Origin of the sequence: Ruminococcus sp. (genome assembly GCF_024691275.1) — a bacterium.
Lineage (GTDB): Bacteria > Bacillota > Clostridia > Oscillospirales > Ruminococcaceae > Ruminococcus.
The window spans coordinates 1-14,584 of the sequence record NZ_JAILNU010000059.1 but is presented as its reverse complement, the minus strand read 5'-3'; the positions used below and the strand labels follow the sequence as shown (position 1 = coordinate 14,584).

The 14,584-nt window shown below is 46.1% G+C and carries 10 protein-coding genes; 6 read left to right on the top strand and 4 right to left on the bottom strand.

The window, feature by feature from the left end; all coding sequences use genetic code 11:
- Positions 1-2,430 (bottom strand): glycoside hydrolase family 48 protein (locus K6G33_RS07395; RefSeq protein ID WP_296777865.1); only part of this gene is annotated, 2,430 nt, incomplete at its 3' end.
- Between the two features lie 579 nt (positions 2,431-3,009).
- On the opposite strand from K6G33_RS07395, the gene K6G33_RS07390 reads away from it, so the two are divergent.
- The 4 genes from K6G33_RS07390 to K6G33_RS07375 are packed head-to-tail and all read left to right on the top strand — an operon-like array spanning position 3,010 to position 7,662.
- Complete coding sequence (locus K6G33_RS07390) at positions 3,010-4,029, top strand: ABC transporter ATP-binding protein (RefSeq protein WP_296777863.1); 1,020 nt, start codon at positions 3,010-3,012, stop codon at positions 4,027-4,029.
- 1 nt (position 4,030) lies between these two features.
- Complete coding sequence (locus tag K6G33_RS07385; RefSeq protein ID WP_296777862.1) at positions 4,031-4,765, top strand: ABC transporter permease; 735 nt, start codon at positions 4,031-4,033, stop codon at positions 4,763-4,765.
- A 6-nt stretch (positions 4,766-4,771) separates the two neighbouring features.
- Positions 4,772-6,283, top strand: coding sequence for a Gldg family protein (locus K6G33_RS07380; protein ID WP_296777860.1), 1,512 nt, complete (start codon positions 4,772-4,774; stop codon positions 6,281-6,283).
- A complete protein-coding gene (locus K6G33_RS07375) occupies positions 6,283-7,662 on the top strand; it encodes a DUF4340 domain-containing protein (protein WP_296777858.1) in 1,380 nt (459 codons plus the stop codon). The genes K6G33_RS07380 and K6G33_RS07375 overlap by 1 nt, the downstream gene beginning before the upstream one ends.
- Positions 7,663-7,976: 314 nt before the next feature.
- On the opposite strand, the gene K6G33_RS07370 is transcribed toward K6G33_RS07375, so the two are convergent.
- A complete protein-coding gene (locus K6G33_RS07370) occupies positions 7,977-8,228 on the bottom strand; it encodes a sporulation transcriptional regulator SpoIIID (RefSeq protein ID WP_296777856.1) in 252 nt (83 codons plus the stop codon).
- Positions 8,229-8,496: 268 nt separating this feature from the next.
- On the opposite strand from K6G33_RS07370, the gene K6G33_RS07365 reads away from it, so the two are divergent.
- Together K6G33_RS07365 and nifJ are read left to right on the top strand one after the other, a co-directional pair.
- Positions 8,497-8,940: a SpoVA/SpoVAEb family sporulation membrane protein gene (locus tag K6G33_RS07365; protein ID WP_296777854.1), complete on the top strand. Its 444-nt coding sequence runs from the start codon at positions 8,497-8,499 to the stop codon at positions 8,938-8,940.
- Between the two features lie 608 nt (positions 8,941-9,548).
- A complete protein-coding gene (gene nifJ, locus K6G33_RS07360) occupies positions 9,549-13,076 on the top strand; it encodes a pyruvate:ferredoxin (flavodoxin) oxidoreductase (protein ID WP_296777867.1) in 3,528 nt (1,175 codons plus the stop codon).
- 422 nt (positions 13,077-13,498) lie between these two features.
- Here nifJ and K6G33_RS07355 read toward each other — a convergent pair whose 3' ends face one another.
- The gene (locus K6G33_RS07355; protein WP_296777853.1) at positions 13,499-13,924 is read right to left on the bottom strand and encodes a hypothetical protein; all 426 of its coding nucleotides are present in this window, start codon (positions 13,922-13,924) and stop codon (positions 13,499-13,501) included.
- Between the two features lie 11 nt (positions 13,925-13,935).
- The gene (locus K6G33_RS07350) at positions 13,936-14,142 is read right to left on the bottom strand and encodes a helix-turn-helix transcriptional regulator (protein WP_028516074.1); all 207 of its coding nucleotides are present in this window, start codon (positions 14,140-14,142) and stop codon (positions 13,936-13,938) included.
- Positions 14,143-14,584: the final 442 nt, after the last annotated feature.

Genomic DNA, 14,584 nt, shown 5'->3' with positions numbered 1-14,584 from the left:
GATAGCAGTAGCATCTGTTCCGCCGAGACCATACTTGTTAGGGTTAGCCTGTGACTGCATGATAAGAACAACGTCAGCCATATCAACCTTATCGTTGCAAGTTGCATCGCCCCAGAGTGTAGCCTTTACATCTGGATCTGTTGGATCTTCGCCTGTAGGCTTTGGAAGCTCATCAAAAGGCTTAACCTCTGGGAAGAGGAGTGCCATTGTACCATAAGCAACAACAGCATCACCAGCGTGCCAGAATCTGTGATACTGGAACTGGTAGTCCTTGATATCAACCTTGCCGTCGCCGTTGGTATCTTCGCCCTTGCCCTCGTAGTACTTCTTAGCTTCCTGCCACATTTCATCCTTCTCGTAGCTCTTACGGATTGATGAGAATGTAGAATTACCTGGCTCAAGCTTAGAACCATCTGGCATTTCGCCTGAATAGTAATCAGGGATATAAACCTTCTCCTTGAATACTCTGTCGAGGCTTCCGTTTGTATCAGTAAATGTGATACCGATCTTGTCACGGCCTTCGAGGTACTGGTATGAAAGGAGTCTGTTAGCGAGGTAGAGAGCCTTCTCCTCAACAGATGTACCTTCCTTAGTAGCGAATGAAGGATCTACGCCCTTAGCCTTTGCATAGTAGATAAGTGTATTACAGAGTGAGGATACGCATCCAACGTCTCCCTGACCGTAACCGCCGATCTTACACTCAAGCTTCTGGTTGCCTGTAGCACTGTAAGTACCTGTCCATGTATCAGGTGTGCAGCTGTAGTCTGTATCCTTTGAACCCCAGTCGAGAGTTGATGGGATAGCGTATGTGTGCTTAACGCCGTACTCGTCCTCATAACCGAACTTAGTATTCTCCTCGAACCAGCCTATCCATCTCTTAAGAAGTGCATCGAGAGCTTCGTCGAGCTTGAGACCGCCGTATGTCTGACCTGTCTTGTCGCCGCCGTTAGATACTACATAGTAGTAAAGCTCAGCAAGACGCTGTGTTGACCATACCTGGTTACCGATCCAGTGGTTAGAACCTGGGTCAGCATATACAGGGTGTGCAACATAAGCCATATCATAGAAAGTAGCATGACCTGAAGGATATGTCTCGTAACGACCTCTCCAGCTGTTTGTACAACCGCCTGCGAATGGGCCCTGCTTTGACTGGAGCCAGAGGTACATTTCAACCTGACGCTTGAGAGACTCCTTATAGTCCTCTGTAGCGCCGCTTGCCTTCATACCGCCGTTGATAGCTGAGTCATAGATAAGACCGTAAGCAGCGAGTGGGTTCTGATAGAACTGATGTGAATGTGAGCATCCGATCTGCCATGCCCAGCCGTAGTCACCGTAAGAAGCTGTGAGAGCTCCGCCCCAAGCAGTGTACCAAGCCATGAGGTAGTGCTGAGACTTGTTGCCTGAAGCAGCAGGATCTCTAAGACCTACAGTAGCAGAGATCTCCTTGTAGTACTTATCGAACATATCGTTACGGCACTGGTCACCCATCTTACCTGCAAGAGCAGAGATAGTTGAATCGCCAGCATTGTACTGGTTAGCAAAGTAAACAGCCTGAATAGCACGATCCTCAGCGTCAGGAGCGTTTGTGAAGGAGTACTGCGGAGGAACCTTATCCTTACCGTTGAAGATAGCCTTGATACCGTTACCGTTATCCTTATCGGTGCTCTTCATACCCCATTTAAGTTCTTCAAGACAAGGAGCCGGAACAGTCTCGAAACAAGACTCCTGCTCACCTCTCTGGAATGTATTGATAAATGTGAACTTGCCTTCGCCGGTTGTGCCCTTGCTGAAGCCATACCAGTCATCAACGTCAGCGAGCCAGTTCATAAGATAGTAGCCCTTATCGCTGCTGTAAGCAGACTTGAATGTATCGAATATCGGGCTTGGAGCCTTTACGTTAGGCTGTGAAGCAGGATAATCGCTTGGCTCGTCACACTCTTCTGAAACGTCAGCTTCGAGCTTGTTCTGCTTCCAGAGTGTCTCATACTTGATATCAGATCTGCCTGAAGCCTCTGACCAACCAGGGATCATGGCTTCCATTGTGTTCCAAGCCTTCTTGAGGTCGCCCTTAGAGCCTGAGATAACACCTTTTTCAGCGAGAACATCGTGCATAGCAGCCATCCATACGATGTATGACATAGCTTCTGAAGTTGTCTCGTGACCGTAGTCAGGAGCCTCTACGATGAATGTTTCTACTGAATGGTAAGGAATACCAAAACCTGAACCGTTTGTCTGCTTGCTGAGGTAGCCGTTTTCCTGGCCGTTTGTTACAACATCGTCATAAAGAGATGAGAACATTTCAGCGTAAGACTTTTCTGTAGCGAAAGATGACTTAGTAGCTGCTGAAGCCATTGCAGGCATTACAGATACTGCTGACATTGCAGCTGCAAGAACGCCAGCTGCGAGAGCCTTATTCTTTTTGCTTATCATTTGTTTTTACCCCTCTCATAATAATATAGTGGTTAAAATGGATAATTGCCCCCTAAAGCATTGACTTTGGGAGCGCATACGAAAATACTTCGTACAATGTGTGTATTTTCACGCAGACTACACACAATTCTCAAACTATTTTCATGATTATTATATCCCACGTTTCATAGTGTGTCAACAGTTTGAGTTGTTTTCACAGATGCTCAAAGTCATTTTCGGTGCAATGCACACAATAGCAAATTCTTTTTTGTACATTTTGTCTACCCATAAAATCGCCATAAATCCGCATCTATTAACAAAATATGAACAAATTTCTTTCAGAAACAAAAGCCTCAAACATTCATCTCCTCCACAATAATCTTTCACAAAACAGACACACATAGACTATAATATTTACCTGTCAGTTATTGCCGAAAATGCCGGCTGTAACCAGTCACTTTTTGCTTATTTAACACTTTGTTCATTTCTTGTTCATTTTGTGTTAATATTATTCTGCGATAATAAAATAGTATGCTATAATGAGATAATAGCACCTACTTTTACCTATATTTTTGATCTCTGATCGGAAAGGAGAACCTCATGATTACTATTGATAATCTTACGAAGTATTACGGCAATAACCGTGCCGTCAATCATATAAGCTTTACAATAAATGATAATGAGATCCTCGGTTTTCTCGGCCCTAACGGTGCGGGAAAATCAACTACCATGAATATGATAGCAGGCTATCTGCCTATGTCCGACGGCAAAGTCACCATCTACGGCTCGGACATAACCAAAGAGCCTGTCAAAGCAAAGAAAAACATCGGCTATCTCCCCGAGATTCCGCCTGTATACCCCGACATGAAAGTCAAGGAATACCTTTCGTTCTGTGCAGGTCTGAAACAGGTGCCGATGGGAAAAAGAAAATCCGAGATCGAGCGCGTCATGGGTCTGCTGAAGATCAAGGATATGGAAGGAAGACTCATACGCAACCTGTCAAAGGGCTATAAACAGCGTGTAGGCTTCGCACAGGCACTCCTCGGCAATCCCAAGTTCCTTATCCTCGACGAGCCCACGGTCGGACTTGACCCCAATCAGGTCGCAGAGGTACGCGCTATCATTAAAGACCTCAAAAAAGAGCACTCCGTTATTTTCAGCTCACATATTCTCAGTGAGGTAAGCGCTGTGTGCGACCGCGTTATCATCATCAACAAGGGCGAGATAAGAGCTATCGACACTATCGAGAATCTTGAAAAATCATTCACCGCTTCCCGCGTTCTCCATATAAAGGTAAAGGGCGAGCAGGACAAGGCGGCTTCCATAATCGGCATGACCGACGGTGTTACAAATATCAACTCCGTTGACAGCGACGGCGACGGCGTTTACTCGTTCACAGTCACCCTCGAAGGCGACTCCGACAAGATCAGGGACAATATCATGTCCGAATGTATCTCTCACGGTCTGAGTATCCTTGAGATATACACCGACAAGCCAAACCTCGAAAGCGTATTTATCGAGCTCATAAACCGTCCTGTGAAAAAATCGGGACTTCAGGAGCTTCTCGATGAGACCCCCGACGAGTCACAGAAAACAACCGCAGAAAAGGAGGAGAAGTAAAATGTTTCCTATTTATAAAAAGGAGCTGCAATCGTTCTTCTACACTCCTTTTGCATACGCAATATCAGCACTTTTCATGCTGCTGTTCTCACTGAGCTTCTCAACAGGTATCGCTCAGATCGAAGAGACTAACAAATGGGCATTCTCATTCACCGAGATGTTCTATTCGGTAATACTCTACTTCATATTCCTGCTGCCTATCCTCACTATGAGGACTTTCGCAGACGAGAGAAAGAACGGCACCGAGGTGCTGCTCATGACATCTCCTGTGAGCGTGGCAAAGATCGTAATCGCTAAATTTCTCGCAAACATCACAGTCTACTTATTCATGCTCGTCGGCACATCTTTCTTCCCGATCATAACTGCAATGAAGGGCGAAGTAGTTGTCAGCCAGCTCATATGCGCTTACATAGGCATCTTCTGCTGGGGAACAATGTATATCGCTATCGGAATGTTCATCTCCGCACTCACTGAAAGCGCAATACTTGCCGCTATCATAGGCGAAGTCGTCATGTTCGCTCTCCTCTTTATCGACGACTTCTCAAATACTCCGTTTATCTCGCAGTATCCAAAGCTTCAGTCAGTTATCTACTCATTCGCTGCACAGCCAAGATTCGCATACTTCTCAGAAGGCTTTATCCGCCTGTCAGACCTTGTATTCTTCGCTTCAGCTATAATCGTTTTCCTCGCATGGACTTACATCGCCATCGAGAAAAGACGCTGGAACAGGGGGTAAGCCGACATGAACAAGAAAAAACTCAACTTCTCGGGCACTATCGCATTCGTGCTTGCTATACTCGTGCTCATGATATTCGTACCGATCAATCTCATCGTAAGCTACTACGACAAGGGCTTCGATATGACACCTGCCAAGAAGTACACCCTCAGCGAAAAGACTGTGGAGCTTCTTGAACAGACATCAGACAAGCATATCGACATATACTTTCTCTACAAGCTGGAGAAATTCCAGAGAGCTGACGCTTCCGAGCTTCTCCCTCTCTATCACACACTTCAGCAGCTCGATGAGCGCAGCAACATCACTCTCACCTGCTTTGAACCTGACGAAAATGCCGCTCTCGCAAAGGAGCTCGACCCCGAAGGTACTATCGGCACAGCAAGAGGCGACCTCTTTATAAAGTGCAACAACGTCGTCAAGAAGATAGGTCATTCCAAGTTCTTCCAGCAGGGCACCGACGGTGTGCGCCAGTACGCAGGCGAGGAACTTATCGCAGCAGCTATCTCGACCTGTGCAAGCGGTTCGCTCCCGGGCATTTACTTCCTCACAGGCCACGGCGAAAAATCAATCACAGGCAGCCTTGAGACCTACGCAAGACAGCTGAAGTCCAACGACTACGACGTTCAGGAGCTCGACCTCGACAAGGAAGGCGCTATCCCTTCAAACGCAAAGATAATCTACCTTGCAGGTCCTCAGGAAGACATTACCGTAAAGGAGAAGGATCTCCTCTGCGAGTACGCTGACAACGGCGGCTCACTCTCCTTCCTCATCGACCCGTGCGATACCGAGGGACGCTTCTATAACATCGAAGCCGTTATGGAAAAATTCGGACTTATACTCGATTACAACATCGTTACCGAAACATCACCTGCAAATCAGCTCCAGGACAGAGATTCAAAACAGAGCGAGAACTTCTTCCGCGTTGAGTACCCGGCAGGCGGTCAATCCAACGACGAGTTCACGGAAGACCTTACCTCAGACCTCAACGAGCTCGTAAGCAACGGAAGCTATATCGCAGGTATCTCATACCCGAGAAGCGTTACCGAGATCCCCGAGGATTCCTTCCCGGGTGCCGCTTATACAGAGCGTTCGACCATTATCCGCAACCTCGCCGACGACAGCGGTGCATACACCACCAAGAGCAAGTCTATGGGCGGTGACGATATAACCGCTCAGCAGGCAGACGAAATGCTCAGCGGAATGGTGCTCGATTTCGGCTACTACTCATACAACAAGACCTCAGGCGGCAAGATGGTATTCATCGGCACTACATCTATCATCGACCAGGACATGATAGCAGTATCCGTAAGCGGTACTCAGATGCTTGCACTGTTCAGCAATACATGGCTCTACGACAGCGATATCCAGTTCGGTGTCGGAAACAAGCTCAATTCCTATGATTACATGATATTCAAGGATTCAAAGGAAGCAACGAGCGTAATGGTCATCGTTTATATTATCCCTGCTATCCTCGCGATCTTCGGCATAGCAGTATGGATCAAAAGGAGAAATTCCTGATGAAAAAACCAATTATAGCCCTCATTATAATGCTTATAGCCGCAGCAGGCTCTGTTATCGGCTTCTTAGCAGTCAAAAACAAAAATGACAATAAGAAGCAGCAGGAAAAAGAAAAGCTCGCAGATAACAAGCTTTTCAGCTTCGACCCTTACAGCCCAACAAAGGTCGTTTTCTCAAAGGGCAGCGAAACCTATACGGTTGAACTGAACAACGATGTATGGGAGCTGGACACAAAAGAGTTCAGCATCGACCAGACTTATATACAGCTCGTCTGCACATATATGTCAAACCTGACAGCTGATAAGAGCTACGGCGAGATAACCAACGACAAGCTCAGTATGTACGGCCTCGATGATCCCGACAAGATCGAGCTCACCGAGCCCTCGGGCACTCACACGCTATATGTCGGAAATGTCAGTCCTACAGGCGAATCCTACTACATTACCGCCGACGGCAAAAACAATGTATACACCATTGATGCACAGCACGGCAGCGTCATGAAGCTCGACAGGCTCCTGCTCAAAAACAAGAAGATCGTGCCTTACGGTCTTGCAGATATCAAGAGCATAACCACCTACGACAACAGCGGCGAAAAGACCTGTGAGCTCACATATGATCCCGAATCTATGTCATGGTCTCTCCCTGATGAGTATTCAAACCTCACGCTGGATCAGACAAAGGTCACATCAGAGCTGAACGCTCTCGTCCGACTGGAAGCAGAGGATATGCTCGACGAAAAGCTCGATGACCTGAAAAAGTACGGATTTGACAAGCCATACGGCAAGGCAGTCCTGACAGGTCTTGACGGCTCAGAGCACGAATTCCTCGTAAGCACCAACAACGACGATCCGACATACTGCTTCGCTCTCGTTGACGGTGAGCAGGTAGAGCTCTACTACAAGAGCGACCTCAGCATCACCCAGAACAAGCCGATAACCTACATCGCCAAAAACTATATCGCAGCTCAGATGTCCGACGCAACAGGCTTCAAACTTGATTTCAACGGCAACAGCGACAGCTGCACTATGGATATCGACAACAACAAATGCACATTTAACGGCAAGGAGATCAGCCTCAAGAATTCCGAGGCTTATGTAGCATTAAACAATCTCTTCAATTCGTTCTCAGTGTTAAAGCTGGAAGGTACCGACACCAAAGTGTCACCAAAGCTTGAATCCCCTGCATTATCCGCAGAATTCACACTCAGTGATGGCGGCACGGTAAAGATCGACCTTGTTCAGACCGAAAAAGACAGCAAAAGCTACTATGTATTCCGCGACGGTAAATACACCGGCGCATACGTTGATGAGACAATGCTCAAGGGACGTAATTCACTGAGCGATTTCTACATCAAGTTCACAAAGCTCGCAGGAATATAAAAACAAAGGCAGCACCTTTTTAGCGGAGCACTCATATAGAAACTTTACACAAAATTATCGGGGGAAACCTTTCTGAGGAAAGGTTTCCCCCGTACCCATTTCCAAAGACTTTTAACACGAATTTTTCGCAGATATGGCGCTCCCTGCAAAACTTGCAGGGCTTTTTTATTGCTTTGAGCGCCCTATCAGAGAAAAATTCAAGCCGGAAGTTTTAGAAAAGGAGTTTGAGGAAGAACCCTTTTGAAAAAGGGGGCTTCCTCAATATCTCACGTAAAAACTTCTGTATAAGCACCGTGCTTAACAGGTGCTGCTTTTCATTTGTAGGCATCTTTCTTTTTGCGTCCGCTGGCGATAGCGGCATATTTGCGCTTTGTAGCAAGACCGCCGCGGATATGTCTTTCCTGCTTGTTTATTTCAAGAACGTCCTTGACCTGCGCATATAGCTCAGGCGCTTCACTTTTCAGCCTCTCGCTCACGTCTTTGTGTACCGTACTTTTAGAAATACCGAATCGCTTTGCAGCCGAGCGGACAGTCGCTTTATTTTCGATAATATATCTCCCCAGCATAACAGCTCGCCCATGCGGCTGAATTTTCAAACATATCACCTCTTTTCATAACATTTATTAATATATATGTCACGAAAAAGAGAAAAATGATTCGGTTCGTCAAATTCATCAGCTGCGGATAAGACGCTCGGAGTTGAGAGTCAATATGTTTGATTTGCTCACAAAAAAATATACCGCTGAAAGCGACACCATATCTCTCAACTTTAAACCAGCCTGAGGAATATTTTCCGAGTTCGCGCAGATACTAAGCTCAAAAGGAGCTGATACTATGAAAATCACACCCGAGCTTTACAGCGATATGACACGACAGGCTTCCCCTAAATCCAACTGCAAGGTGAATATCACCGCAGCTTTCTTAGTCGGCGGAGCCATATGCGCCCTCGGTCAGATAATACTGGATATACTACAGGCATACGGACTTGACAAGACCGACGCAGGAACATGGACTTCTATTATACTCGTTGGATTAAGCTCACTGTTCACAGGTCTCGGCTGGTATCAGAAACTGGCAAAACACGCCGGTGCAGGCACTCTTGTACCCATAACAGGTTTCTCTAACGCCATAAGCTCCTGTGCTGTCGAAGCGCGTTCGGAAGGGCTTATCCTCGGCGTGGGCGCAAAGATATTCACAATTGCAGGTCCCGTACTGCTTTACGGCTGCACAGCCGCATTTGTTTACGGACTTGTCTATTATTTAGCCGTTAGCAAGTAGTTGAGTATCCGCTGTCGCGGGCGGATACGGATATATGTAACACGAAACGAACTGTAGGGACGGATATTATCCGCCCCTGCCTTACATAAACGCTCCCGAAACCATTGTATGATATGGCAGCGTCACGCTGCAAAAAAAATAAGCAGGGCATATGCCCTGCTTCGTTTTAAGTAAACAGATAAAAATAAATATGTGTAGAACAAAAGAAAGGAGACAACAAAACGAGTGTTAATAATTAAGAATTATTTAACACTATAGTTATTATACATTATTTCATTTATTACGTCAAGTAAATTCCCTAACTTTTGGTAATATGCACAACTTTCTCATGCATTTACACGGCATATTTCATAAGATTATTGCACAAAATCCTGACAGCTGTATAATTTTCACAGCTCCCCGCACACTATTGCCTGGGAAATAGCCTGTATATGGGCAATCTGCAAAAAATGCCCTTGATAAATTTGTAACATAACAGCAAAAAAGGTGTTTACAAAAAAATTGATTTGTGGTATAATATTCTGGTAGTTATACGTGGTTACCGTTATCACCCGCTAACCATATATATAACATATCTAATAATATTTTAGGAGGTCATTCCTATGGCAATCAAAAGAAAAATGAAAACAATGGACGGTAATAACGCCGCTGCATATGTTTCATATGCCTTCACGGAAGTTGCCGGTATTTACCCGATCACACCTTCCAGCCCGATGGCAGACTATGTAGATCAGTGGTCTGCTCAGGGTGTCAAGAACATTTTCGGCACAACCGTTAAGGTTGAGGAGATGCAGTCCGAGGCTGGTGCAGCCGGTACTGTTCACGGTTCTCTTAATGCCGGTGCTCTTACAACTACATATACTGCTTCACAGGGTCTTCTCCTCATGATCCCGAATATGTACAAGATTGCCGGTGAGCTTCTTCCATGCGTATTCCACGTTTCTGCACGTTGCGTAGCTTCTCACGCACTGAACATCTTCGGTGACCACTCCGACGTTTACGCTTGCCGTCAGACTGGTTTTGCAATGCTCGCCGAGACAAACCCGCAGGAAGTAATGGATCTTGCTGCTGTTGCTCATCTCGCTTCCATCAAGAGCCGTGTTCCTTTCATCAACTTCTTCGACGGTTTCCGTACATCTCACGAGATCCAGAAGATCGAGATATGGGATTACGAGGATCTGAAGGAAATGTGCGATATGGATGCTGTCAAGGCATTCCGCGATCGTGCTCTTAATCCTGAGAATCCTACAATGCGTGGTTCTCACGAAAACGGAGATATCTTCTTCCAGCACCGTGAGGCTTGCAACTCCTACTACAATGCAGTTCCTGCAATCGTTGAGGAGTACATGGGCAAGGTAAACGAAAAGCTCGGCACTGACTATAAGCTCTTCAATTACTACGGTGCTCCTGATGCAGAGCGCGTTATCGTTGCAATGGGCTCTATCTGTGACGTTGCTGAAGAAGTTATTGACTACCTGAACAAGAAGGGTGAAAAGGTCGGTATCGTTAAGGTTCGTCTGTTCCGTCCTTTCTCAGCTGAAAAGCTCGTAGAGGCAATCCCTGCAACTGCAAAGTCAATCGCTGTACTCGACAGAACTAAGGAGCCTGGTGCTCTTGGTGAGCCTCTCTACCTCGATGTAGTAGCTGCTCTTAATGCTACAGGCAGAAACGGCATCAAGGTTATCGGCGGTCGTTACGGTCTTGGTTCCAAGGATACTCCTCCGGCATCTGTATTTGCTGTTTATGCAGAGCTCGCAAAGGCTGATCCTAAGCCACAGTTCACACTCGGTATCGTTGACGATGTTACAAATCTCTCACTCGCTGAGGAAGATGCTCCTAACACCGCAGCAGAAGGCACAATCGAGTGCAAGTTCTGGGGTCTCGGCGGCGACGGTACTGTTGGTGCTAACAAGGACTCCATCAAGATCATCGGCGATCACACTGATAAGTATGTTCAGGCTTACTTCCAGTATGACTCAAAGAAGACAGGCGGTATCACTATCTCACATCTTCGTTTCGGTGATAAGCCTATCAAGAGCCCTTACTACATCAATAAGGCTGACTTCGTTGCTTGCCACAACCCATCCTACATTCTCAAGGGCTACAAGATGGTAAACGACGTAAAGCCGGGCGGTGTATTCCTCATCAACTGCCAGTGGAAGCCTGAGGAACTCGATCAGCACCTCTCTGCTGACACAAAGCAGTATATCGCAAAGAACAATATCCAGCTCTATCTGGTTAACGCAATCGACCTTGCACAGGAGATCGGTCTTGGTAAGCGTACAAACACTATTCTCCAGTCTGCATTCTTCTCACTTTCAAAGGTTCTCCCTGAGGCTGAGGCTATCAGCTACATGAAGGAGAAGGCTCAGAAGTTCATGAAGAAGGGAATCGAGATCGTTCAGATGAACGAGAAGGCTATCGACGCAGGCGCAAATGCTTACGTAAAGGTTGACGTTCCTGCTGAGTGGGCAAACGCTGTTGATAATTCAGCACCTGCTAAGCTCGAAGGCTCAGAGAAGCTCGTTAAGATGGTTGACGGCATCATGAACCCTGTTGGCAAGATGCTCGGTGATACACTTCCTGTTTCTGCATTCACAGATCACGTTGACGGTACATTCGAGCAGGGTGCTTCCGCATACGAGAAGCGTGGAGTTGCAGTTATGGTTCCTGAGTGGAATCAGGATACTTGTGCAAAGTGTAACAAGTGTTCATTTGTATGTCCACACGCAACAATCCGTCCTTTCGCTCTGACAGATGCTGAGGTTGCAGCTGCTCCTGAGAACATCAAGATCGCTCCTAAGCCGATCGTAAAGAGCGAGTACAAGTACACTCTCGCTGTTTCCGCTATGGACTGCATGGGCTGCGGCGTATGTATCGGTGTCTGCCCAACTAAGTCACTCAAGATGGTTCCAAGAGAGTCACAGGAGCCACAGCAGGCAGTATTCGATTACTGTGTTGCTAAGGTTACAGAGAAGACAGATGTAGCAACAGACGCTACTGTTATCTCAAGCCAGTACAAGAAGCCACTCCTTGAATTCTCAGGTTCATGCGCAGGCTGTGCTGAGACTTCTTATGCAAGACTTATCACACAGCTCTTCGGTTCAAGAATGTACATCTCCAACGCAACAGGATGTTCTTCAATCTGGGGCGGTCCTGCTGCAACATCACCATACACTGTTGATGCAAACGGCCACGGTCCTGCATGGGCAAACTCACTGTTCGAGGACAACGCTGAGCACGGTCTCGGTATGTATCTCGGTCAGAAGGCAATCCGTGAGAGACTCATTGAAGAAGTTAAGGAGATCGCTGCAAGCGACAAGGCATCTGCTGAGATCAAGGCTGCTGCTGATGAGTACCTCGCAACTGTTAACGACGGTGCTAAGAATACAGCTGCAACTGCTGCACTCGTTGCTGAGCTCGAAAAGTGCGACTGCCAGTGCGATAAGAAGACAGATATCCTTGAGAACAAGAACTACCTCTCCAAGAAGTCCGTATGGATCTTCGGCGGCGACGGCTGGGCTTATGATATCGGCTTCGGTGGTCTTGACCACGTTCTCGCTACAGGCGAAGATGTAAACATCATGGTATTCGATACTGAGGTTTACTCAAATACAGGCGGACAGGCTTCCAAGTCTTCCAACATCGGTCAGGTAGCACAGTTCGCAGCAGCAGGTAAGGCAATCGCTAAGAAGCGCCTTGCTGATATTGCTATGAGCTACGGCTACATCTATGTAGCACAGATCGCTATGGGTGCTGATATGAACCAGACACTCAAGGCAATCAAGGAAGCTGAGGCTTATCCGGGACCATCACTCATCATCGGCTATGCTCCTTGTGAGATGCACTCCATCAAGGGCGGTATGACTAACTGTCAGGCTGAGATGGAGAAGGCTGTTAAGTGCGGCTACTGGAACAACTTCCGTTATGATCCTCGTCTGGCTGCTGAGGGCAAGAACCCATTCCAGCTCGATTCCAAGGCTCCAACAGAGTCATATCAGGACTTCATCATGAACGAAGCTCGTTACAGCGCACTCACACGTTCATTCCCAGATCGTGCTAAGGAGCTCTTCGAGAAGGCAGAGAAGACTGCTGCTAATCGTTACGAGTACCTCACAAAGCTCGCTGAAAAGTAATTTTTAGCAGCGTGACGCTGCCCGCGAGCTGAACAAGCTCGAACGAAGCCGCGTTGACACTCGTGAATCATGCTTATAAGAATATAAAAAATGCTCCCCGATACGGACAAGTATCGGGGAGCTTTTATTTGACATTTTATAACAAAAATGCTATTATTAATTGTCGGCTTCTTCCGTCAGGAAGGAGGTGGATCTGATGTCTTACATACTCTCTTTTTTCATTTCTGTCGCAGCTGGTATAGTTGCAAACTGTATCAGTAAGTGGCTTGGCAGGAAGTAGCCCGACAAAAGCACTTTCCGTTTATAACGGAAAAACACCCGAAGTTGCAGCTTCGGGTGTTTTTTTGCATGAATCTGATGAAATACTCTCTTTTTATTTCATCTACATTATACATCATATTTTTTATTTTGTCAAGACGTTCTCACATCTTCTTATTGTAATACGCACTCAGAGCACCATTGACCATGAAAATGAACGCAAGGCACACCGAAAGTGTACAGCTCACAGTTACGCTTATAAAGTTAGCTATGACGGTTGCCAAAGCGATACCGATTATAATGGCATGAAATGAAGCATTTGCCGCTTCTTTGGCAATTTGGATATTTCTCTCATCAGTATTCTTTATATATATCTGCTTTAGCATCTCATCATTTTTGAGTGCCTTTCTGATTTTTATTATATTGCAGAAAGAAATAGCAAACAGCTCTCCCAATAAACCACTTGTTGCGTTAAATCCGTCATTGGCTTTGCCGAATATGGTCAGCAGTAACACTCCTACTGCACAAATTCCCGAAAACAGGTAATAAACCCATATTTTCTTCTGCAGTTTTATCTTGAACTCCTCCATAACTTTCCTCCTTAAAGGTTTTCCTCTCCCTCAAAAATGAATAACTCCTCAATAGTTACACCAAAGAACTGTGCTGCCTTGTGAGCCAGTGTGAGGGACGCATTATATTTACCGTTTTCCAGTGATATTATAGTCTGCCGCGTGACGCTGAGCGCGTCGGCAAGCTCCTGCTGCGTGACTTTCCGAGCCTTTCTCAGCTCCTGAATCTTATTTTTCAATTTTTTTCTCCTTATTGTCCTTATTTTCATCATTGCCGCTGAAAGCAAAGATAAAAGCGAGCGTGACTGCGCATATGACCCAAGGCTAAGCCGCGTTAAAAAATTCCAACATAGTATATCCTACTTTGCAATGTAAAGTAGACTTTACTTCTTCTGTGATTATAGTATAGCACGCTTTACATTTTATGTCAAGCGCACTTTACATATTTTTATAATTTAACATAAAAAGCTCCCTGATTTGTATCAGGGAGCTTTCAGCTGATTCGGGATCAGCCACTATGCTGTTTTACGATAAACAATGTTGCCTTTGTCAATAAAAAACTGAGCCACAGCGCTAATAAAAAAGTGAGCCGGTTTTGATAAAAAAATAATGAGCCACTAATCATTATTCATGGTCGAGTCGATGCGGTAAGATGAGCTGCAGTTCATATTAAGAACGAAG

Excerpts from the sequence above, each read along its gene's own strand:
- K6G33_RS07390 (WP_296777863.1), top strand. The coding sequence starts at position 3,010 with ATGATTACTATTGATAATCTTACGAAGTATTACGGCAATAACCGTGCC.
- K6G33_RS07385 (WP_296777862.1), top strand. The coding sequence starts at position 4,031 with ATGTTTCCTATTTATAAAAAGGAGCTGCAATCGTTCTTCTACACTCCT.
- K6G33_RS07380 (WP_296777860.1), top strand. The coding sequence starts at position 4,772 with ATGAACAAGAAAAAACTCAACTTCTCGGGCACTATCGCATTCGTGCTT.
- K6G33_RS07375 (WP_296777858.1), top strand. The coding sequence starts at position 6,283 with ATGAAAAAACCAATTATAGCCCTCATTATAATGCTTATAGCCGCAGCA.
- K6G33_RS07370 (WP_296777856.1), bottom strand. The coding sequence starts at position 8,228 with ATGCTGGGGAGATATATTATCGAAAATAAAGCGACTGTCCGCTCGGCT.
- K6G33_RS07365 (WP_296777854.1), top strand. The coding sequence starts at position 8,497 with ATGAAAATCACACCCGAGCTTTACAGCGATATGACACGACAGGCTTCC.
- K6G33_RS07355 (WP_296777853.1), bottom strand. The coding sequence starts at position 13,924 with ATGGAGGAGTTCAAGATAAAACTGCAGAAGAAAATATGGGTTTATTAC.